Below are 20157 nucleotides of genomic sequence, written 5' to 3' on the forward strand. Positions count from 1 at the left end.
CAGTGAATTGGATACCCTTGTCTGGTGATCGACGTAAAAGACCTCAGCGAAAACCCGGACAAGTACCGTGCCAGCCAGCGTGCCCGTGGCGCGGACGAATCAGTGGTGGACGCGATCATCTCCGCGAATTCCGCCCGCCGCGAGGCACTGCTCCGCTTCGAGAACCTCCGCGCCGAGCAGAACGTGTTCGGCAAGAAGGTGGCCAAGGCCAAGGGCGAGGAGAAGCAGGCCCTGCTGGCCGAGGTCAAGGAGCTGGCCAACTCCGTCAAGGCCGCCTCCGCCGAGGCCGATGCGGCCCAGACCAAGCAGGAAGAACTGCTCCGCACCATCCCCAACCTTGTTGAGGACGGCGTTCCCGAGGGCGGCGAGGACGACTACGTGGTGGTCAAGACCGTCGGTACGCCGCGCGAATTCCCTGACTTTGAACCGCGCGACCACCTGGAGATCGGCGAGCTGCTTGGCGCGATCGACATGGAACGCGGCGCCAAGGTCTCCGGCGCCCGCTTCTACTTCCTCAAGGGCGTGGGTGCCCGGCTGGAGATGGCGCTGCTGCAGATGGCCATGGACCAGGCCATCGAGGCCGGCTTCGTCCCGATGATCACGCCCACCCTGGTGCGTCCGGAAACAATGCAGGGCACGGGTTTCGACGTGAAGCACGACGCCGAGATCTACCGTCTCGCCGAAGACGACCTTTACCTGGTGGGCACCTCAGAGGTGGCACTCGCCGGCTACCACGCGGACGAGATCCTCGACTTCTCCGCCGGTCCCATCCGCTACGCAGGCCAGAGCTCCTGCTACCGCCGCGAGGCCGGGTCGCACGGCAAGGACACCCGGGGCATCATCCGCGTGCACCAGTTCAACAAGGTGGAGATGTTCATCTACACCACCGTTGAAGAGGCTGCCGCCGAGCACCAGAGGCTCCTTGCCTGGGAAGAGGAGATGCTGGCCAAGTGCGAGCTGCCGTACCGGGTGATCGACACCGCCGCCGGCGACCTCGGCATGTCTGCGGCCCGGAAGTACGACTGCGAGGCCTGGGTCCCCACCCAGGGCGCCTACCGCGAGCTGACCTCGACCTCCAACTGCACCACGTTCCAGGCACGCCGCCTGAACATCCGTGAACGCATCGTCAACGCGGAGGGCGTCTCCAAGGGCACCCGCGCCGTGGCAACCCTCAACGGCACCCTGGCCACCACCCGCTGGATCGTGGCCCTGCTGGAGCACCACCAGAACGCGGACGGCTCGGTCAACGTGCCCAAGGCGCTGCAGAAGTACCTGGGCGGCCTCGAGGTGCTGCCGGTCCTGTAGGGCGGTCTCTTCTTCGCGGTGCACCCGCAACTGGACGGTGCACCCTTGAACGGACAGTGCACCCCCGAGTTCGGGGGTGCACTGTCCGTTAGCGGGTGCCCGGTTGCCTGCTCCGGCTGCTTGGCAGCCCTGCCTGCCGGAGGCATGCTGCAAAGCGGACAGGGTTCGACGCGGTTGCCCAGTCCCACCGGACAACCCTGAAACCTGCCGCCCGAAGCCTGTCCTCGCGTTTCTTTTCCGCCAGCACGGCCTGGCGGGCTGTTTGAGTGCCCAGATATTCATCATTGAGGTATTTGGCGTCGCCGTCGAACTCGCCAATGAGCCGGTACTTGGGCCAGAAGAAGTCGGTACGGGCGAGCAGTGAACCTTCCTGCAGGAACTTTGCCTGGAGCATGGGGGCCGGAAAGCCGAGCAGATGCATCTGGGCGCGGCTGAGCGATTCACCAGCCGACTCTAACTGCGGCGATGCGAAGTCGAGCACCTGTGCCACCCAGTTCCGACGGGCCGCTGATTCGAGCGTGAAGGCCGTTCTCAACAGTTCGTCCTGGCCAAGTGGGGCCCCGGATACTCGCCGACTGCTGATCGCATGATCCGCCAACACCACTCCTGCCGCGAAGTCCTCCGTCGCAATGACGCCAATGACTGTTTCCGCAAGAGGGGTTACCAGCAGCCCTCCTCGTTGGACTGCTGCTGCGTTCGCGAAATGCCGGTTTATGCCGTAGGCGGTGATGTGTTCGATTCCTGTTTGTCCGGACCTGTCACGTGCCGCGGACGTTGTTGGTTTCCTGCGGCCCGTGTGGCCTCTGGTTGCCCCGGAGAGGTGGATGTACGCAGGCACGGCGAGAAGTTCCAGGTCCCATATGACAGCGGCCGTGTGCAGGCAGAATGTCGATTGCGGGAGCTCCAGATCCACCGCGCGGACGGTCTGGACGTATCTTTCCCATGGCGGCAATGACACCCATGCACGTTTCTCGGCATAAACACCTTTGCGGACACGGACAAGTTCACCCTGCGCGTAGCGTCTACTGAGTGAACGGGCGTCCCCAGTGGTGCGGCGGAGGTCCTGCGCGGAGATCAGGTGCATGCCCTTATCGTCACCGGTCAATGAGTGGCCGTTGAAGGGGCCGGTTGGTGCATGTGGACAACTAGGCAGCTCATATTCGCACCGGCTGATGGACGTTGCACCGGCGCGTTCGGGGGTGTGGTGTCCGCGGGCGGGTGCGTACCGCAGATGACGGCGCTTCCGCGAGTGGTCCGCGCAGCCGCACGCATGTGGAAACCCGCCGAGTTAACCAACAGTTCAGTGAACCTGTGGTCCCCGTCCTAGCGCGTGTCAGTTACGTCTGGTTCACTATGTGGATGACAACGCTGACTGAAACCTCAGTCGCCGGCAACGATGACCGGCGAGAGAACAACGAGAACAACGCCCTGAACAACATCGAGTTCACCGCTATCGACCAGAAGTTCATGGTCGCGCTGGACGTGGACGGCACACTGGTGAACCACGACGGCCACATGTCCCCGGGTGTCCGGGAGGCCGCCCAGGCAGTGGTGGCCGCCGGGCACGAGGTGATGATCGCCACGGGCCGCTCCTTGAATGCCACGCTTCCCATTATCGAAAAGATCGGGATCGAGCGCGGATATGCGGTTTGCTGCAATGGCGGCGTAACCCTCCGGCTCCACCCCGAACTGGAGAATGGCTACGAGGTGATCCACAAGGCCACCTTTGATCCGGCCCCGGCCCTGCGCGCCCTGCGCGAACGCCTCCCGTCCGCCAAGTATGCGCTGGAGGACGCCGACGGCAATTTCCTCTCCACGGAGCGGTTCCAGGACGCCAGCTTCGGCGTCGAGGCGGTGGGCGTGGACTTCCACACCATGCTGGAGTCCACTGCCGTCCGCGTAGTCGTGTTCAGCACCGAGAACACGCCCGAGGAGTTCACCGAGGCCATCAACCACGTGGGCCTTGCGGGAGTTACCTACTCCGTGGGCTGGACCGCGTGGCTGGACATCGCGGCCGCAGGCGTGACCAAGGCCAGCGCCCTGGAAAACCTCCGGGTCCGGCTCGGCTTCGAAGAGCACCTCACCGTTGCCGTGGGTGACGGCCGGAACGACATCGAGATGCTCACCTGGGCCGGCCGCGGGGTGGCCATGGGTCAGGCCCCGGCGGAGGTGGTGGCCGCAGCGGATGAGGTCACCCACTCAGTGCACGACGACGGCGCCGCCCACGTGCTGCGCAGCCTCCTCTGAGTCGCCCGCCGACGAGGCCCGCTGCCGCGATTCCGGGCACAGCCCCGGGCCAAGGCAGAATAGGGGCATGACCCTTACGACGTTCGCCCTCGTCCGCCATGGCCAGACCGACTGGAATGCCGAGCGCCGGCTGCAGGGGGCCACCGACATTCCCCTCAACGACGTTGGACGTGGCCAGGCACGTGAGGCCGTCGCCGTCCTTGCCCCGTACGAGTGGGACGCCATCGTTTCCTCGCCGTTGAGCCGCGCCGCCGAAACCGCGGACCTCATTGCCGAAGGGCTCGGGCTGACAGTATCCCGGCGCGTCCCGGAACTCACGGAGCGCAGCTTCGGCCCGGCCGAAGGGATGCAGGCCGGACCGGAGCTGGACGCCCTGCGGGTACCCGGCGGGTTCAAGGGCGCCGAAAGTGAAGACGAGGCCGCAGACCGCGGAATCGCGGCGCTGGAAGCCCTGGCGGAGGAGTTCCGCGGACAGCGGCTCCTGGTGGTCACCCACGGAACCCTGCTGCGTGTCACCCTCAGCCGCGCCATCGGCCAGACCCTGGCCAGCGTGGACAACGCCGTACTGAACCTGGCGCACCACCACGCGATCGACGGGTGGAAGCTGGAGTACTTCAACGGCGAGCCCGTGATGGCGGCAACCGGCAGCTAAAGGTCCAAGGGCCCCAAAAACAGATTGCGACGGCGGCCCCCGGCGGGGGCGGTCAGACCACCGCCAGGATCAGCGCCAGCAACCGGGCAGCCGCGGGCCGGGCGGCATGTTCCTCATTCCACTGGGCCCGCGCGACGGCCTTGCTGACGGCCTGCGTGGTGATGCCCAGTTCCTGCGCCACCGCTTTCTGCTGGCCGCGGACTCCAGGTGTCAGCAGGTCCAGTACCCGCCATTCCGCCCCGGAGCGGTCCCGCACGATGTGGCCCAGCAGCCGGAGGATAGCCTCGGCATCGTGGGCAACATCGGCCAACGGTCCCTCCACCGCAACCGGTACCCGCTCCTTGCTGTTGCGGAGCCGGTCCACCGCCCGGCGGGCGTAGACCAGGCCGTGGCCGGATGCGTCCTTGATCTGGTTGGGCAGCGGTTCATCCACCGGCCCGGCCCCGATGCCCACGTACCAATGCCCGCTGCGGAGCGCGATCAGGGCGGCGTCCACCGCCTGGTGCGGGCAGTCGACAATCCCCTGGACCTCGTCCTCGACGGACCTGTCAAAATCCAGGCGCGCGGGGATGTGCCGCAGTGCCTTGAGCAGCTGCGGAACCTGGTCGCCGTCGCGCCGGCTGTCCGTCTGGTTGATGGTGAGGGTGAACATTCTGGGTCCACACTACCCGGAAGTAGGAACTGCGAAACGGCCTGTTTCGCGCGCAGGCGCCTCGCCGGGCACTGGCGGAAATGACGAGGGGCCCGCATCACGTTCGATGCGGGCCCCAGCCAAAACCAACGGAGCGGAAGGCCGGTGCAGGCCTACTGCGCCGCGGAAGCGGACGCGCCTACCCCGGTCGCCGGGAACCTGTCCCACGCGCGGTGCGCGGCAAGGAGCCCGGAGACCTCGGCGGTGACTTCGGCCGCGCTGTCCCCGGCAGCGATGCCAACCGTTTCCTGCCGAATGCCGATCGCCTCGAGGACGGCAGAGCCGGAGCCCCACACGCCAATGGCCTTGGCGTGGCGGTACGCCTCGGACAGCATGAGCGCGACGCGCGGATCCGGGGTGTCAACAGGCTCCCCGGCCTTGGCGTCGCGCCCGGCGGTGGCGTCAGGCGCGGACTGCTTGCCTCCGGCGACGATCAGCGCGTCGAACTCGGTGGACCGCGCGGTAAGGAAGGTCCGCTGCACCGTCACCGAAAGCCCGTCGGAGGAAAGCACGCCCCCTGTTGGTGCGATGACCAGCGGGACCATGCCTTCGCCGTCGAGCGCCTTGCGGGCCGCCTCCACCTGGGCCAGGTCGCTGGAGGAATCGGCAAGGATGCCCACCACGCGGCCGGCAACCGGCCACGTTTCGCCCACCTGGGACACAGCCGGGCTTGGTTCCCGGTCCGGGACCTGCTCCGTCGCATCGGGGGCCGGCATTCCCAGGCCCGCGGCGACGGCGGCGCAAAGCCCGGCATCGATGTTGGCCAGGGCCTGCAGCTGGCGTTCGCGGACGGCGGTCTCGAAGCACTTGCCGAGCTCGAACGTGTACGCCTGGATCACGTGGTCCTGCTCCACCGCGCTCAGGCTCCGGAAGAACAGCCGGGCCTGGCTGTAGTGGTCATCGAAGGATGCAGGGTTGCGCCGTTCCTTGATGGATTCCGCAACTGCCTCCGGCACGTCCACGAACGCGCCCATGTCCTGGCTGGCCAGGAACGGGCACCCGCCATCCAGGGAATTGGGCCGGTACGGTGCAACACCGGCGTGGTCCGCAGTCTGGTGCATGCCATCGCGCAGCATGTCGTTGACCGGAGCATGCGGCCGGTTGATGGGGATCTGCGCGAAGTTGGGTCCGCCCAGGCGTGAGATCTGCGTGTCCAGATAGGAAAACAGGCGCACCTGCAGCAGGGGGTCGTTGGTGACGTCGATGCCCGGCACCAAGTGGCCGGGGTGGAAGGCCACCTGCTCGGTCTCGGCGAAGAAATTGTTGGGGTTCGCGTTGAGGGTCATGAGTCCGATGGGCTGGACCGGCGCGAGTTCCTCGGGGACAAACTTGGTGGGGTCCAGGAGATCGATGCCCTGGAACATCTGGTCTTCGGTATCCGGGAAGGTCTGGATGCCCAGTTCCCACTCCGGGAAGGCCCCCGCCTCGATGGCGTCAGCAAGGTCGCGCCGGTGGAAGTCCGGGTCCATGCCGTTGATGATCTGGGCTTCCTCCCAGACCAGGGAGTGCACGCCCTGCTTGGGCTTCCAGTGGAACTTCACCAGCGTGGTGTCCCCGGCGGCATTGCTGAGCCGGAAGGTGTGGACGCCAAAGCCTTCCATGGTCCGGTAGGACCGGGGGATGCCGCGGTCGGACATGTTCCACAGGGTGTGGGCCTGTGCCTCGGTGTGGAGCGACACAAAGTCCCAGAAGGTGTCGTGGGCGCTCTGGGCCTGCGGAATCTCGCGGTCCGGGTGGGGCTTGGCCGCGTGCACCACATCCGGGAACTTGATGCCGTCCTGGATGAAGAACACAGGGATGTTGTTTCCCACCAGGTCGTAGGTGCCCTCATCCGTGTAGAACTTCGTGGAGAACCCGCGGGTGTCCCTGACGGCGTCCGCAGAGCCCCGCGAGCCAAGCACGGTGGAAAACCGGACAAACACCGGCGTCTCGACGTCCGGGGCGAGGAAACCGGCGCGGGTGACCTTCGAAGCCGTCCCGTACGAACGGAACACGCCGTGCGCCCCGGCGCCGCGTGCATGGACAACGCGCTCCGGGATCCGCTCATGGTCGAAATGGGTGATCTTTTCACGCAGATGATGGTCCTGCAGCAGGATGGGACCGCGGGCACCGGCCTTGAGGGAATGATCCGTGTCCGGCAGCCGGAGCCCTTGGGCTGTGGTCAGGTATTGGCCCGACTGGGCGCGGGCGGTGGCTGGGGCACCGGTCGGGCTGCCGGTTGGGGACACGGCTTCGGGACCCCGTTGGTCCGGTTTCGGCGGCAACGGCTCCCGCGGGGTGGTGGGCTCTTCAAACGCCGGAGGTTCACTGGACGGAACTCCGGGAATTACAACGTCGTCTTCGGCTGGCATGTTTCGATCTCCCCGCATTCGATGGTCCCAGCCCCGCCGCAGCGGAAGCTAAGCTTGCTTACTACCCTACAGGTGGTCAGGGGCAGCAAGACAAGGTCCGACGGCGGGGGTTGCCTGCCTGCCCCTTCATCTGTTGCGATGGGGGAACGGCCGCCTGCAGCGGCACACCCGAGGTGAGGATGGTTATGGCCGGCAGCGCAGGGCACGATGTAAAGCCGCAGGACGAGACGCAGCAGGAGGACCTTCCGCAGGAGGAACTGGACCTCGTCGACAAGTGGTGGCGGGCGGCCAACTACCTTTCGGTGGGGCAGATCTACCTCCGCTCCAACCCGCTGCTGCGCGAGCCGCTGCAGGCAGAGGACACCAAATCCCGCCTGCTGGGCCACTGGGGCACCACTCCCGGGCTGAACTTTGTCTACGCGCACCTGAACCGCGTGATCCGCCGCGACAACCTTGAGATGCTCTTTGTTGCCGGTCCCGGCCATGGCGGCCCCGCCGTCGTCGCCAATGCCTGGTTGGAGGGAACGTACTCCGAAATCTATGCGCACGTGGGCAACGACGAGGCGGGTCTGCATGAGCTGTTCCGCCAGTTCTCCTACCCCGGCGGCATCCCCAGCCATGCGGCCCCCGAAAGCCCCGGCTCCATCAGCGAGGGCGGCGAGCTCGGGTACTCCCTGGCCCACGCCTACGGATCGGTGTTCGACAACCCCCAGCTGGTGACCGCCGTCGTGATCGGCGACGGCGAGGCCGAAACCGGGCCGCTCGCCGCCAGCTGGCACTCGCACAACTTTTTGGACCCCGCCGTGGATGGCGCCGTGCTGCCCATCCTCCACCTGAACGGCTACAAGATCGCCAACCCCACCGTCCTGGCCCGGATGCCGCAGGGCCAGCTGGAGCAACTGCTGCGCGGCTACGGCCATGAGCCGTACTTCGTCACCGTGGCCGATCCGGACGATACCGAGCAGGCACACCGTGATTTCGCCGCCGTGCTGGACCGCTGCCTGGCCCGGATCAAGGCCATCCAGGACGCCCACCGCCAGGATCCGGCCGCCGAAAAGGCGGGGGAGGGCGGGCACCGCTGGCCCCTGATCGTCCTGCGTTCCCCCAAGGGCTGGACCGGGCCCCGCACCGTGGACGGGCTGCAGGTGGAAGGCACCTGGCGCGCCCACCAGGTGCCGCTGTCCGAAGTCCGCACCAACGGCGAGCACCTGAAGCAGTTGGAGGAGTGGCTGGAGTCCTACCGGCCGGACGAACTGTTCGACGGCGACGGCCGCCTCCGGCCCGACGTCGCCGAAGGCGCGCCCACGGGAGACTTCCGCATGAGTGCCACGCCCCATGCCAACGGCGGCGTGCTGCGGCGCGCGCTGAAACTGCCCGCGTACCAGGACCACGCCGTCGAGGTCCCCACTGCCGGCGTCGAGCGCGTCAGCCCCATGGTGACGCTGGGCTCCTGGATGCGGGACGTCATCGCCCAGAACATGGAGAACTTCAGGCTGTTCGGCCCGGATGAGACGGCGTCCAACCGGCTGCAGAACGTCTACGAGGTCACCGACAAGGTGTGGCAGTACCGGATTGACGACGTCGACGAGCACCTTGCGCGCTCCGGCCGGGTCCTGGAGGTACTGAGCGAGCACCTGTGCCAGGGCTGGCTGGAGGGCTACCTGCTGACCGGGCGGCATGGGGTGTTCAACTGCTACGAAGCGTTCGTGCACATCGTGGACTCCATGTTCAACCAGCACGCCAAGTGGCTGAAGGTATCCCGCGCACTGCCCTGGCGCCAGCCGGTGCCGTCGCTGAACTACCTGCTGTCCTCCCACGTGTGGCAGCAGGACCACAATGGGTTCTCGCACCAGGACCCGGGCTTCATCGACCACGCCGTGAACAAGAAGGCGGAGGTCATCCGGGTCTACCTGCCGCCGGATGCCAACACCTTGCTTTCGGTGATGGAGCACTGCCTTGCGTCCACGGACTACGTGAACATCGTGGTCAGCGGCAAGCAGCCCTCGCCCACTTGGCTTGGCCCGGCTGACGCCGCCAACCATTGCCGCCGCGGCCTGGGGATCTGGACGTTCGCCGGTTCCGAGGTGCCCGGGGAGGAGCCCGACGTCGTCCTGGCCTGCGCCGGTGATGTCCCCACCGTGGAGACCGTGGCGGCCGCCGAACTGCTCCGCGAAGGTGCGCCTGGGCTCAAAGTCCGCGTGGTCAACGTGGTGGACCTGATGCGGCTGCAGGACGAGAGCGAGCACCCCCACGGCCTGCCCGCCCACGATTTCGACGGGATCTTCACGCCGGACAAGCCCGTCATCTTCGCGTACCACGGCTACCCGGCGCTGATCCACCGGCTGGCCTACAAGCGCACCAACCAGCAGGGCCTGCACGTGCACGGTTATAAGGAGGAGGGGACCACCACCACGCCGTTCGACATGGCCATGCTCAACGGAATCGACCGCTTCACCCTGGCCATCGACGCGATCGACCGGGTGCCGGGGATGGCCGAGAAACACTCACTCCTGCGCCAGGACCTGCAGGACCGGAGGGCCCGCGCCCGCGAGCACACCCGCACCCACGGCGAGGACCCGGAGGAGATCCGGAACTGGAAGCTGGGCGGCTAGTTCTCCCCTCAGCAGGGCAGTTCGTCCAGGGTGCAGGACGGCAGGTGGATCCAGCCTTCGCTGCGGGCTGCGGCGGCGTGGGCGGCATCCGGCAGGAGCGTACGACGGCGGGCCACGGCCCGGGCGGCAAGGGCGGCGATGACGGCGTCGAACAGGTCGTCCGAGGCTGCCAGCCTGTCCCGGTGACCTGACAGGTCCAGCCATGGTGCCTGCTCTTCCAGCGAAGCGAGCAGGACACCGAGGCGCTCGGCTTCGGGGATGCCGCGGCCCTTGTAGCCGCGGCCATTGAGGCCCCAGATCTTCAGTGATGCCGCGGGGTACACCTCGGCGAGCCGGCCTGAGCCGTCGCGCGGCTGCGGGCCATGGAGCCCGGCGATCTTCGCCTGGATCACGGCGCAGCGCATGGCGGGATGCGCCAGGCGGTCGGCGGACACGCTGAGCGGGATCAACCCCGCTTCCCGGGTGACGAAGCGGTCAGTGTCCCGGTAAGCCAGCAACCGCCGGCCGGCGATCCCGTCGTGTTCCAGGACAGGTGCGGCATCGAAGTTCAGGTGCCCGGTCAGAAAGGGGATCAGTGCGTCCGGCCAGCCGACGGGACAGTCGACGCCGGTCATGTCACAGGTGCCGAACAGGTCCACAATCTCCTGGTCGTCCACGTCCAGAGCCAGGTGGGCGAGCCTGGCGGACGGCTGCGTGCCGGCCTCCGCGGCCTCCCTGGCCTCCGGGTGCCGGTCCCACTCGATCACGGCGACCGCCGTCTTCTTCGTTGCGGCGGCCAGATCCACGCCGAGGGTCCTCATCGGCCTGTCAGACACGACGGTAGTGGAGCGCGTCGTCCACTGCGCCGGCTTCACCCAAGTCATCCCCGCGGGCAAAACCGGCCCACAATGAGCGCACTGCCCGCCCGGTCATATCCACTTTCGCCCAGTCGGCCCCGGCGATCAGTCCCACGCCGTCCCACGTCTTCTTGCTGCCGAGCAGCAGGGGCAGGTCCACGGTATGGGCGGCGCCAAAGATGTTGCCGGGCGCATGCCAGTCCAGGACATAGCGGTGCACTTTTCCGCCCGCCTTGGCATGCCGGCGCGCAAACTTCCGGGTTGCCCGACCGTACACGGTCTCGGTCACCAGCCAGTCGATGGCCCGGACGGCCGCGGGACCCACCACGGGAGCGCCCGCCAAGCGCATCAGGCGCGGACTGCGGGGGAGGAACAATCGGGCCTCCTCCGAGGTATGTCCGATCAGGACTTCGATGGCAGGGGCAGTCCGGTTCCAGGCCGCCTCTATTTCGGACTCCTCGGGGAGCGGATCGTGGCCGTACTGGGTGCCGAACGGCATGGCCGCCAACATGCCGAACTTCTTGGCCACTTGCGTAACCTGTGCTTCGAGAGCCACCACATCCATGGCGGGCGTCTGCTCCGTGACGCCGTCGGCCGCGATGCCCATGGCGTGGTTCATCTTGGCCCGGCCCCGGGTAATGCCCAGTGGCGCGCTCTGGATGATGGCGCGCTGGAAAAGTGTGGGCGCCTCCGGGGTGGCCATCAGGTGGGCGATTGCATCGCCCCCGGCGGACTGGCCAAACGCGGTGACCCGGCCGGGATTGCCGCCGAAGGCAGCGATGTTCCGCTGCACCCAGCGGAATGCCTCGAGCTGGTCGAGGAGCCCCAGGTTGCCGGGACGCCCGGCAGGCGTCGCCAGGAACCCGAACAAACCGAGCCGGTACGTCACCGAGACCACTATCACCCGGTTCTCGGCCACCATCCGGGCGGGATCGAAGATCGCCAGGTCACCCGATCCCGTGGTGTAGGAGCCGCCGTGGATCCAGACCATGACGGGCAGCTTTTCGTCCCGAGAGAGGTCGCCGGGCATGGTGATCGACAGGTTCTGGCAGTCCTCGCTGCCGGGAAGCTCGCCGTACTTGGTGCCCAGGACATCGTCCAGGAACGGGACCGGCGCCTGCGGGCAGGCGGGCGAGAGGGACGTGGCGGCGAATTCGGCGGTCCAGTCCGGCACTGGCGCCGGCGGCTGGAACCGTTGTGCCCTGGCGTAGGGGATACCGGTGGCACGAACAACCCTGTCGTCGCGCCATCCGCTGACGGGGCCGCAGGGGGGATGAAACAGAAGCTGGGAGGTCAGCGCGGGCTCGGAACTCACAGCCCCACCATGCCACAACTTCCTGAAACAACGACGGCGGGTGTCCGGCTTCGAAAAGCCAGGCACCCGCCGTCGGACTGGTGTAGATCAGTGGCCGCTGGGCACGTAGCGCTTGATGGATGCTTCCAGTTCGGCTTCCGCGGCGGCGCGGTCGCCCCAGCCCTCGGCCTTGACCCACTTGCCCGGCTCGAGGTCCTTGTAACGGGTGAAGAAGTGCTCGATTTCCTTGATCAGGAACTCGTTGACGTCGCTGACTTCCTGGATGTGGTCAAAGCGGGCATCCACGGGGACGCAGAGGATCTTGGCGTCTCCGCCGCCGTCGTCCGTCATGTTGAAGACGCCGATGGGGCGGGACTCGACGATGACGCCGGGGTGCAGGTCGAAGTCCTGCAGGAGCACCAGTGCGTCCAGCGGATCGCCGTCCTCGCCGAGGGTATTCTCGAAGTACCCGTAGTGCGTGGGGTACTGCATGGAGGTGAAGAGGACGCGGTCCAGGCGGACGCGGCCGGTCTCGTGGTCAACTTCGTACTTGACGCGCGATCCCTTGGGGATCTCGATGGTCACGTCGTGCTTCATGGGAATGCTCCTCGGCAATTGCAGGGGGTGCGCGGCACACTTGACGGGCCCACAAAAAAGAGTGTCGGTGCCGCCGACTACAATTGAGGATATAGCGAGAGGCCCTGGAATCAGGAACTTGTGGGGAAATTTCAGGACTTGAGGACCAGCACCAGCATGACCAAATCAACCGGCGGGGAACCGTTGCGCAGCCGTCGGTCCAGCCGCGGGGGAGGCCCGGGCCAAAGTCCGCGCAAGCCCTGGCCGCTGGCGCTGGCGGCCCTGATCCTGATCGTCCTTGCCATCCCGGGAGCACTGCTGGTGGCCCCGGGCTTCAAAGGCCCCGAGGCTCCCGCACCCGCCCCGGCGCCGCCCGCCTGGCAACAACCACCCGCGACGCTTTCCGCCCCCCAGGTGCTTGCCCCGCTCCAGCCCTCCGCCCCGGTGCCGGTGCCCTCAGCGGTGAGCGCCCAGGTAGACCCGGTGTTGAAGGCTGACGGCGGCGGAACCTTCACGGGCATGGTGCAGGACGCGCTCACGGGCCAGGTCCTCTTTGACCGCGGCGGCGAGGACGGCCGGGTGCCGGCGTCGAACCTTAAGCTGCTGACGGCGGTCACGGCGCTGCGAACTCTGGGTCCCGACCACCGGTTCAGCACAAAGGTGATTCAAGGCCCTGCCCCGGGACAGGTGGTGCTGGTGGGCGGCGGCGACGTCCTGCTGGGCGCCGGGGAGTCGAAGCCGGAACAGGCGATGGGCCGCGCCGGCCTCGCCACTCTTGCCGCAGCCACCGTGCAGGCGCTGCAGGCCACCGGCACCACGGGCGAGATCAAGGTGCTGGTGGATGACTCCCTCTTTACGGGACCCGTGCTGAACCCCAACTGGCAGTCCGGCGACGTCGAAGCCGGCGAAATCGCCCCGCTGTACCCGCTGGCCCTCAACTCCGCGCGCTTTGACCCCGCCGTCACCACCGGCCCCCGTCCGCAGGACTCCGCCATGGCCGCAGGCCAGGAATTCGCCGCCCGGCTCGGTGCGGCAGGTGCCGGTGCGGGGCTGACCGTGGCACCCGCCGTCGAACGTTCACCCGGAGACTCCCAAGCCAACGCTGCCGTTCTCGCCGCCGCTGACTCCGCCACGGTCGCGGAGCAGGTGAACCTCATGCTGCAGGTCTCGGACAACTATCTGGCCGAGACCATGGGCCGGATGGCCGCGGTGGCCACTGGCCGGCCGGGCAGCAACGACGGCGCCACTGCGGTGGTTGCTGCCGAACTCGGAGCCGCGGGCTTGTCCTCGGACACCATGAAACTCGTGGATGTGTGCGGCCTGGCCATGGGCAACCAGGTTCCGGCCCGGCAGTTCACGGACGTGGTGCGCGCCATTACCACCGGTGCCGATGCCAGCCTTCGCGCCGCTTTGGACGGCTTCCCGGTTGGGGGCTTGTCCGGCACCCTGGACACCCGGTACGGGGACGCCACCACCTCCGGCGGCGCCGGGCTGGTGCGCGCCAAGACGGGGACTTTGAACACGGTTCTGGCCCTGAGCGGCTATGTGGTGGACGCCGATGGCAGGCTCCTGGTGTTCTCGTTCCTCGGCAACGGCCTGGTTCCAGGGGCGGCCGGCAACAAGGAAGCATTGGACCGGGCGGCCACGGCGCTTGCAGGCTGCGGCTGCCGCTAGCACTGTCCAGCGGCTGTTCAGCGGCTGTGGAAGTTCGCCGGTGAGCGAACTTAAGGACGATCCCCAGCCTGCTGTGTTCTGATGGGACTCATGGAGTCCACTGCGCGCGAGTCCGCATCGACGTTGTCCTCAGCTGCCCAGTCCAACGGGGCCCAATCCAATGGGGTCCAGTCCGACCAGGCGCAGGCCCTGATAAATTGGGACCTCGCTGCCTCCACCGCGGCGCGGCTGGCTCCGGCGGGCCCCGTGCTTGACGAAAAGGCCATCGGCGAGGCGGTGGACAGCCTGCGCCGCCTGGCGGACGCCTCTGTTTCGCACGTCCATGACATCACCGGGCTGGAGGCTGCACGGGACCTGCGCGACTCCTCCGTGCTGGTGGTGGACCGGGCATCGTGGGCCAAGGCCAACACCCAGAGTTTCGCGGTGATGCTCAAGCCTGCCATGCAGAAGATGCTGGACAGCCGGCGCGGGTCCCTGAGCCCCTCTGCGGCCAGTGTCAGTGGTGCCATCACCGGCAGCCAGCTGGGTGCCGTCCTGGCTTTCCTGTCCAGCAAGGTTTTGGGCCAGTACGATCCCTTCGCGGCGCTCGCGGAGAACTCCACGGCTCCCGCCGGCGGCCGGCTCCTGCTGGTGGCGCCGAACATCATCTCCGTGGAGCGCGAGCTCAACGTTACTCCGGAGGATTTCCGGCTTTGGGTGTGCCTTCACGAGCAAACCCACCGCGTCCAGTTCGCGGCCGCACCCTGGCTGCGCCACCACATGCTGGAGCAGATCGATAGCCTCAGCGGCCACCTCCTGGGCAACGTCGATTCCCTGATGGAGCGGGCCTCCGCTGCCGCCCGCTCCCTGAAGGACCGCTCTGCATCCGGGGACGCGCCGCGCCGCGGTGCCATCCTTGACCTGCTGCAGGACCCCGAGGAAAAGGCCGCAATTTCGCACCTGACCGCGGTGATGAGCCTGCTGGAGGGCCACGCGAACGTGGTGATGGACGCCGTGGATGCCAGCATCGTTCCGTCGGTGAAGACCATCCGGCAGCGCTTCAACGACCGTGGCAAGGACCGCGGCGTGGTGGAGAAGTTCATCCGCAGCCTCCTGGGCCTGGACGCCAAGATGCGCCAGTACTCCGACGGCGCCCGGTTCGTCCGCGCCGTGGTGGATGTGGCTGGCATGGACGGATTCAACAAGGTCTGGGAGTCGGCGGACCACCTGCCCACCGAGCCCGAGATCCATGACGCCAAGCTGTGGCTTGAGCGGATGGGCCTCTGATTGCCTGACGCCAAGTTGCCTGAAGCGGCGCCCGCGCCTGCCGCCGTTCCCAGCGGACGACGCCGGCCCGGAAGGCTGGCGCCCGTCGTCGGCACTGCGCGCAAGATGCTGCAGGACGCCCTGGGGGACGCCGGTTATCCCCGCCACGTCCTGGTCGCCTGCAGCGGCGGCCCCGACTCCCTGGCGCTCGCCGCCGTCGCATCCTACTTCGCCCGCAGGGGCCACGTGAACGCACATCCGGTGACCGTGGGCGCCGTGGTGGTGGACCACCAGCTGCAGGATGGATCCGCTGACATCGCCGCCAGCACCGCCCAGGCGCTGGAGGAGCTGGGCCTGGCGCCGGTGGAAGTCCGGACCGTCACCGTGGCCGGTACCGGCATGGGTCCGGAGGCTGCTGCGCGCGAGGCCCGTCACGCAGCCCTCGAAGCCGCCGCTGCGGAGCAGGGTGCGGAGGCAATCCTGCTGGGCCACACCCTTGACGACCAGGCCGAACAGGTACTCCTGGGCCTGGCCCGCGGCTCCGGCACCCGCTCGCTCGCCGGCATGCGGCCAGCCCGTGGCAGACTGCTGCGCCCCTTCCTGGGGCTTCGGCGCGCGGACACGGAGGAAATCTGCGCTGTGGAGGAGCTGAACCCCTGGCACGACCCCACCAACACCGATCCCGCGTTCGCCCGCTCACGGACCCGCGTGGAGGTCCTCCCGCACCTTGAGGACAAACTCGGCCCCGGAGTGGCCGAATCCCTGGCCCGCACCGCCGCCATCCTGCAGCTGGACGCCGATTACCTGGAGGATGTGGCGGAAAGCACCTACGCCTCCCTGGTGGAGCAGGACGGCGACGGGCTGGGCCTGCCGGAGGAGGCCTTGCGCGCCCTGGCCCCTGCCATTAGGTTCCGGGTGATCGCCAAGGCAGCGGCCGACGTCGGCGGCCAACAGCCCAGTTACGAGCGCCTTTTGGCGGCGGAAGCGCTGCTGCGGCGGCAGGGTTCGGCCGGTCCGGTTGAGCTTCCGGGCGGCGTGAGTGTGTACCGCTTGTCGCTGGCGCAGCTGGAGGAATCGAAGGACGATGCGGGCACCGGCGCCGCGGGGGACGCCCCTTCCGTTCCCCGCGAACGCGCGCGCTGTGGGAAGCTAGTATTCCGGCCTCAAAAACCGCCCGCAAAATAGTCGCACCCCGCATCTAAACAGGAGCCATTGGTGGATTCAAACGACGTCCAGGCAGACCTCAAGCACGTTCTCTACACCAGGGAACAGATCCAGCAGCGCATCACCGAACTCGCAGCGCAGATCGACAAGGACTACGAAGGCCGCGAGATCCTCATTGTGGGCGTCCTCAAGGGCGCGGTGATGGTCATGGCGGACCTGGCGCGGGCACTGCACAGCCACATCTCCATGGACTGGATGGCCGTGTCCTCCTACGGCTCGGGAACCCAGTCCTCCGGCGTGGTGCGCATCCTGAAGGACCTGGACACTGACCTCATGGGCAAGGACGTGCTGATCGTCGAGGACATCATCGACTCCGGCCTCACCCTGTCCTGGCTCAAGACCAACCTGGAATCCCGCGGCACCGCCTCGGTGGAAATCTGCACCGCGTTCCGCAAGCCCACTGCCGCCAAGGTGGAGATCGACGTCAAGTACGTCGGCTATGACATCCCCAACGAGTTTGTGGTGGGCTACGGCCTGGACTACGCCGAGAAGTACCGCAACCTGGACTTCGTCGGCACCCTGGCCCCGCACGTCTACGAGTAACCCCAGGCCCTTCCGACGCCTTCGGTGCGCTGTCTGTCCCGCTAAGCCCACAGGGAACTTTTGCTTTTCGCTATGCGTGATGTACTCCGGACGGTGTATAGCTAGAAGCTGACGCAGCACCATCACGTGCGCAGAGTACTCGCCGTGAAGCACTACCGGAAGGGACGGGGCCAGCCCCCGAACAGATGAAAGCTAAGAACTTCTTCAAAGGCCCGGGCATCTGGATCGTCGTTGTGGTCGGTCTGCTCCTTGTGGCTTTTGCAACGCTCGCCCCCGGCGGTGCGGCCCGGATCGACACGGACAAGGGCCTGGAACTGCTCTCCAGCAACAAGGTGGAGCAGGCCAAGATCTTCGACGGCGAGAACCGCGTTGACCTCACGCTGAAGGACAACCTGCAGGTGGACGGGCAGGACAAAGGCAAGAGCGTCCAGTTCTTCTTCGTGGATGCCCGCGCACAGGACGTGGTGAAGGCTGTCACCGACGCCAAGCCGGCCCAGGGTTTCACCGATCAGCCGATTGAAAGCAACTGGTTCTCCGGCCTGCTTTCCCTCCTGATCCCCGTCATCCTGCTGGGCGCACTCTTCTGGTTCCTCATGACCCGCATGCAGGGCGGCGGCTCTAAGATCATGCAGTTCGGCAAGTCCAAGGCCAAGATGGTCAGCAAAGACATGCCGCAGGTCACCTTCGCTGACGTTGCAGGTGCCGATGAGGCCGTGGAGGAACTCCAGGAGATCAAGGAATTCCTGCAGGAACCAGCCAAGTTCCAGGCCGTCGGCGCCAAGATCCCCAAGGGTGTGCTGCTCTACGGCCCGCCAGGTACCGGTAAGACCCTGCTGGCCCGCGCGGTTGCCGGTGAGGCAGGCGTACCCTTCTTCTCCATTTCCGGCTCTGACTTCGTGGAAATGTTCGTCGGCGTCGGTGCATCCCGTGTCCGCGACCTCTTCGAACAGGCCAAGGCCAACTCGCCCGCCATCATCTTCGTGGATGAGATCGACGCCGTCGGCCGGCACCGCGGCGCCGGCATCGGCGGCGGCAACGACGAACGCGAGCAGACGCTCAACCAGCTGCTGGTGGAGATGGACGGCTTCGACGTCAAGACCAACGTGATCCTCATTGCGGCCACCAACCGCCCCGACGTCCTGGACCCGGCCCTGCTGCGCCCCGGCCGCTTCGACCGCCAGGTGTCCGTGGAAGCGCCGGACCTGATCGGCCGCGACCAGATCCTGCAGGTGCACGCCAAGGGCAAGCCGATGGCACCCGGGGTGGACCTGAAGGGTGTGGCGAAGAAGACGCCCGGGTACACCGGCGCCGACCTCGCCAACGTCCTCAACGAGGCCGCTTTGCTCACCGCGCGTTCCAACGCCAACCTCATTGACGACCGCGCCCTGGATGAGGCCATTGACCGCGTCATGGCCGGCCCGCAGAAGCGCAGCCGCGTCATGAAGGAACACGAGCGCAAGATCACCGCCTACCACGAAGGCGGCCACGCCCTGGTGGCGGCGGCCCTCCGGAACTCCGCTCCGGTCACCAAGATCACCATCCTTCCCCGCGGCCGCGCCCTTGGTTACACCATGGTGGTCCCGGAAAACGACAAGTACTCCGTGACCCGCAACGAACTCCTGGACCAGATGGCCTACGCCATGGGTGGACGTGTCGCCGAGGAGATCGTGTTCCACGACCCCTCCACCGGTGCTTCCAATGACATCGAAAAGGCCACCGGCACCGCACGCAAGATGGTCACTGAATACGGCATGAGCGAACGCGTCGGTGCTGTCCGCCTGGGCCAGGGCGGCGGTGAACCGTTCCTGGGCCGCGACGCAGGGCACGAGCGGAACTACTCTGACCAGATCGCCTACGTCGTGGACGAGGAAGTGCGCCGCCTGATCGAGCAGGCACATGACGAGGCCTACGAAATCCTCACCGAGAACCGGGACATCCTGGACTACCTCGCCTTGGAGCTGCTGGAGCGGGAGACCCTCAACCAGGCCGAGATTGCCGACATCTTCCGTGACGTCCGCAAGCGGGACTTCCGCGAGGTGTGGCTGTCCAAGGAAACCCGTCCCGTCCAGTTGACCGGACCGGTGGAGAGCCGCCAGGAGCGGGCTGAACGGGAAGCGCAGGAGGAAGCGAAGAAGGCGCGCCTTGACGAGCCGCTGGACGCCCAGCCCCCGCACCCGCAGGGCGTCTCGGAGGATGCTCCGTTTCACGGAGGCACCCCCGACTCGGGGCCTGACACCCTTCGCGGCTAAGCTTTCCTTGTGACTTCCTTCGACGACGACGACGTTTCCGCCTCCGCCGCCTACCCGGCGGAGGACGGTTCCCACCACTCCAAGAGCGAAAAGGTGGACCGGCCACGGATTGAGGCGGCCGTCCGCGAAATCCTCCTTGCCATCGGCGAGGACCCGGACCGCGGCGGCCTCCTCGACACCCCCAAAAGGGTGGCGAAGGCGTATGCCGAGGTGTTCGCCGGGCTGCACCATGACCCCGCGGAAGTCCTGTCCACCACCTTCGACCTGGACCATGAGGAACTGGTCCTGGTCAAGGACATTCCGTTCTACTCCACCTGCGAGCACCACCTGGTGCCGTTCCACGGGGTGGCCCACGTTGGCTACATCCCCTCGCACGACGGCAGGGTCACCGGGCTGAGCAAGCTGGCCCGGCTGGTGGACATCTACGCACGGCGGCCGCAGGTGCAGGAGCGGCTCACCACAGAGATCGTCGAAGCGATGGTCCGCTACCTCAAGCCCCGCGGCGCCATCGTCGTTGTCGAATGCGAGCACATGTGCATGTCAATGCGCGGCATCCGCAAGCCCGGAGCGAAGACCGTCACCAGTGCGGTCCGCGGGCAGCTTCATGACCCGGCCACCCGTGCCGAAGCCATGAGCCTCATCCTCGGAAGGTAACCAC

The 20157-nt window shown here is 67.0% G+C and carries 16 protein-coding genes; 10 read left to right on the forward strand and 6 right to left on the reverse strand.

Annotated elements, in window-relative coordinates:
• Positions 1-24: 24 nt before the first annotated feature.
• Positions 25-1305, forward strand: coding sequence for a serine--tRNA ligase (serS, locus tag LFT44_RS00940; RefSeq protein ID WP_236800556.1), 1281 nt, complete (start codon positions 25-27; stop codon positions 1303-1305).
• A gap of 88 nt (positions 1306-1393) precedes the next feature.
• On the opposite strand, the gene LFT44_RS00945 is transcribed toward serS, so the two are convergent.
• On the reverse strand, positions 1394-2389 hold the full coding sequence (locus tag LFT44_RS00945) for a hypothetical protein (RefSeq protein WP_236800557.1): 996 nt from the start codon (positions 2387-2389) through the stop codon (positions 1394-1396).
• Positions 2390-2664: 275 nt separating this feature from the next.
• On the opposite strand from LFT44_RS00945, the gene LFT44_RS00950 reads away from it, so the two are divergent.
• Positions 2665-3552 (forward strand): HAD family hydrolase, encoded by an 888-nt coding sequence (locus tag LFT44_RS00950; protein ID WP_236800558.1) that lies wholly within the window; start codon positions 2665-2667, stop codon positions 3550-3552.
• Positions 3553-3619: 67 nt separating this feature from the next.
• The gene (locus LFT44_RS00955) at positions 3620-4204 is read left to right on the forward strand and encodes a histidine phosphatase family protein (RefSeq protein WP_236800559.1); all 585 of its coding nucleotides are present in this window, start codon (positions 3620-3622) and stop codon (positions 4202-4204) included.
• A gap of 52 nt (positions 4205-4256) precedes the next feature.
• On the opposite strand, the gene LFT44_RS00960 is transcribed toward LFT44_RS00955, so the two are convergent.
• On the reverse strand, positions 4257-4856 hold the full coding sequence (locus LFT44_RS00960; RefSeq protein ID WP_236800561.1) for a hypothetical protein: 600 nt from the start codon (positions 4854-4856) through the stop codon (positions 4257-4259).
• A gap of 152 nt (positions 4857-5008) precedes the next feature.
• Complete coding sequence (locus tag LFT44_RS00965) at positions 5009-7246, reverse strand: catalase (protein ID WP_236800563.1); 2238 nt, start codon at positions 7244-7246, stop codon at positions 5009-5011.
• A 185-nt stretch (positions 7247-7431) separates the two neighbouring features.
• Here LFT44_RS00965 and LFT44_RS00970 point away from each other — a divergent pair, with 185 nt between their 5' ends.
• Positions 7432-9858 (forward strand): phosphoketolase family protein, encoded by a 2427-nt coding sequence (locus LFT44_RS00970; protein ID WP_236800564.1) that lies wholly within the window; start codon positions 7432-7434, stop codon positions 9856-9858.
• An 8-nt stretch (positions 9859-9866) separates the two neighbouring features.
• Here the strand turns inward: LFT44_RS00970 and LFT44_RS00975 are convergent, their stop codons facing one another.
• The 3 genes from LFT44_RS00975 to LFT44_RS00985 form a co-directional block, all read right to left on the reverse strand.
• Positions 9867-10658: a DUF429 domain-containing protein gene (locus LFT44_RS00975; RefSeq protein ID WP_236802979.1), complete on the reverse strand. Its 792-nt coding sequence runs from the start codon at positions 10656-10658 to the stop codon at positions 9867-9869.
• 7 nt (positions 10659-10665) lie between these two features.
• Complete coding sequence (locus LFT44_RS00980) at positions 10666-12009, reverse strand: carboxylesterase family protein (RefSeq protein ID WP_236800565.1); 1344 nt, start codon at positions 12007-12009, stop codon at positions 10666-10668.
• A gap of 87 nt (positions 12010-12096) precedes the next feature.
• Complete coding sequence (locus LFT44_RS00985; RefSeq protein ID WP_236800566.1) at positions 12097-12585, reverse strand: inorganic diphosphatase; 489 nt, start codon at positions 12583-12585, stop codon at positions 12097-12099.
• A gap of 156 nt (positions 12586-12741) precedes the next feature.
• Between LFT44_RS00985 and dacB the strand changes: the two genes are divergently transcribed.
• The 6 genes from dacB to folE all read left to right on the forward strand — a co-directional run bounded on the left by dacB (position 12742) and on the right by folE (position 20153).
• A complete protein-coding gene (gene dacB / locus LFT44_RS00990) occupies positions 12742-14238 on the forward strand; it encodes a D-alanyl-D-alanine carboxypeptidase/D-alanyl-D-alanine endopeptidase (RefSeq protein ID WP_236800567.1) in 1497 nt (498 codons plus the stop codon).
• A gap of 90 nt (positions 14239-14328) precedes the next feature.
• Positions 14329-15504: a zinc-dependent metalloprotease gene (locus LFT44_RS00995; RefSeq protein WP_236800568.1), complete on the forward strand. Its 1176-nt coding sequence runs from the start codon at positions 14329-14331 to the stop codon at positions 15502-15504.
• A gap of 105 nt (positions 15505-15609) precedes the next feature.
• Positions 15610-16668 (forward strand): tRNA lysidine(34) synthetase TilS, encoded by a 1059-nt coding sequence (gene tilS / locus LFT44_RS01000; protein WP_236802980.1) that lies wholly within the window; start codon positions 15610-15612, stop codon positions 16666-16668.
• 30 nt (positions 16669-16698) lie between these two features.
• On the forward strand, positions 16699-17250 hold the full coding sequence (gene hpt / locus LFT44_RS01005) for a hypoxanthine phosphoribosyltransferase (protein WP_102977004.1): 552 nt from the start codon (positions 16699-16701) through the stop codon (positions 17248-17250).
• Positions 17251-17435: 185 nt separating this feature from the next.
• Entirely contained in the window at positions 17436-19499 is a 2064-nt protein-coding gene (ftsH, locus tag LFT44_RS01010) for an ATP-dependent zinc metalloprotease FtsH (protein ID WP_159634414.1), read from the forward strand.
• 9 nt (positions 19500-19508) lie between these two features.
• Positions 19509-20153 carry a GTP cyclohydrolase I FolE gene (gene folE / locus LFT44_RS01015; protein WP_236800570.1) on the forward strand — a complete coding sequence of 215 codons (645 nt, stop codon included), beginning with the start codon at positions 19509-19511 and terminating at the stop codon, positions 20151-20153.
• The last annotated feature ends 4 nt before the right edge of the window (positions 20154-20157 follow it).

Source organism: Arthrobacter sp. FW306-05-C (assembly GCF_021801725.1).
GTDB lineage: Bacteria > Actinomycetota > Actinomycetes > Actinomycetales > Micrococcaceae > Arthrobacter.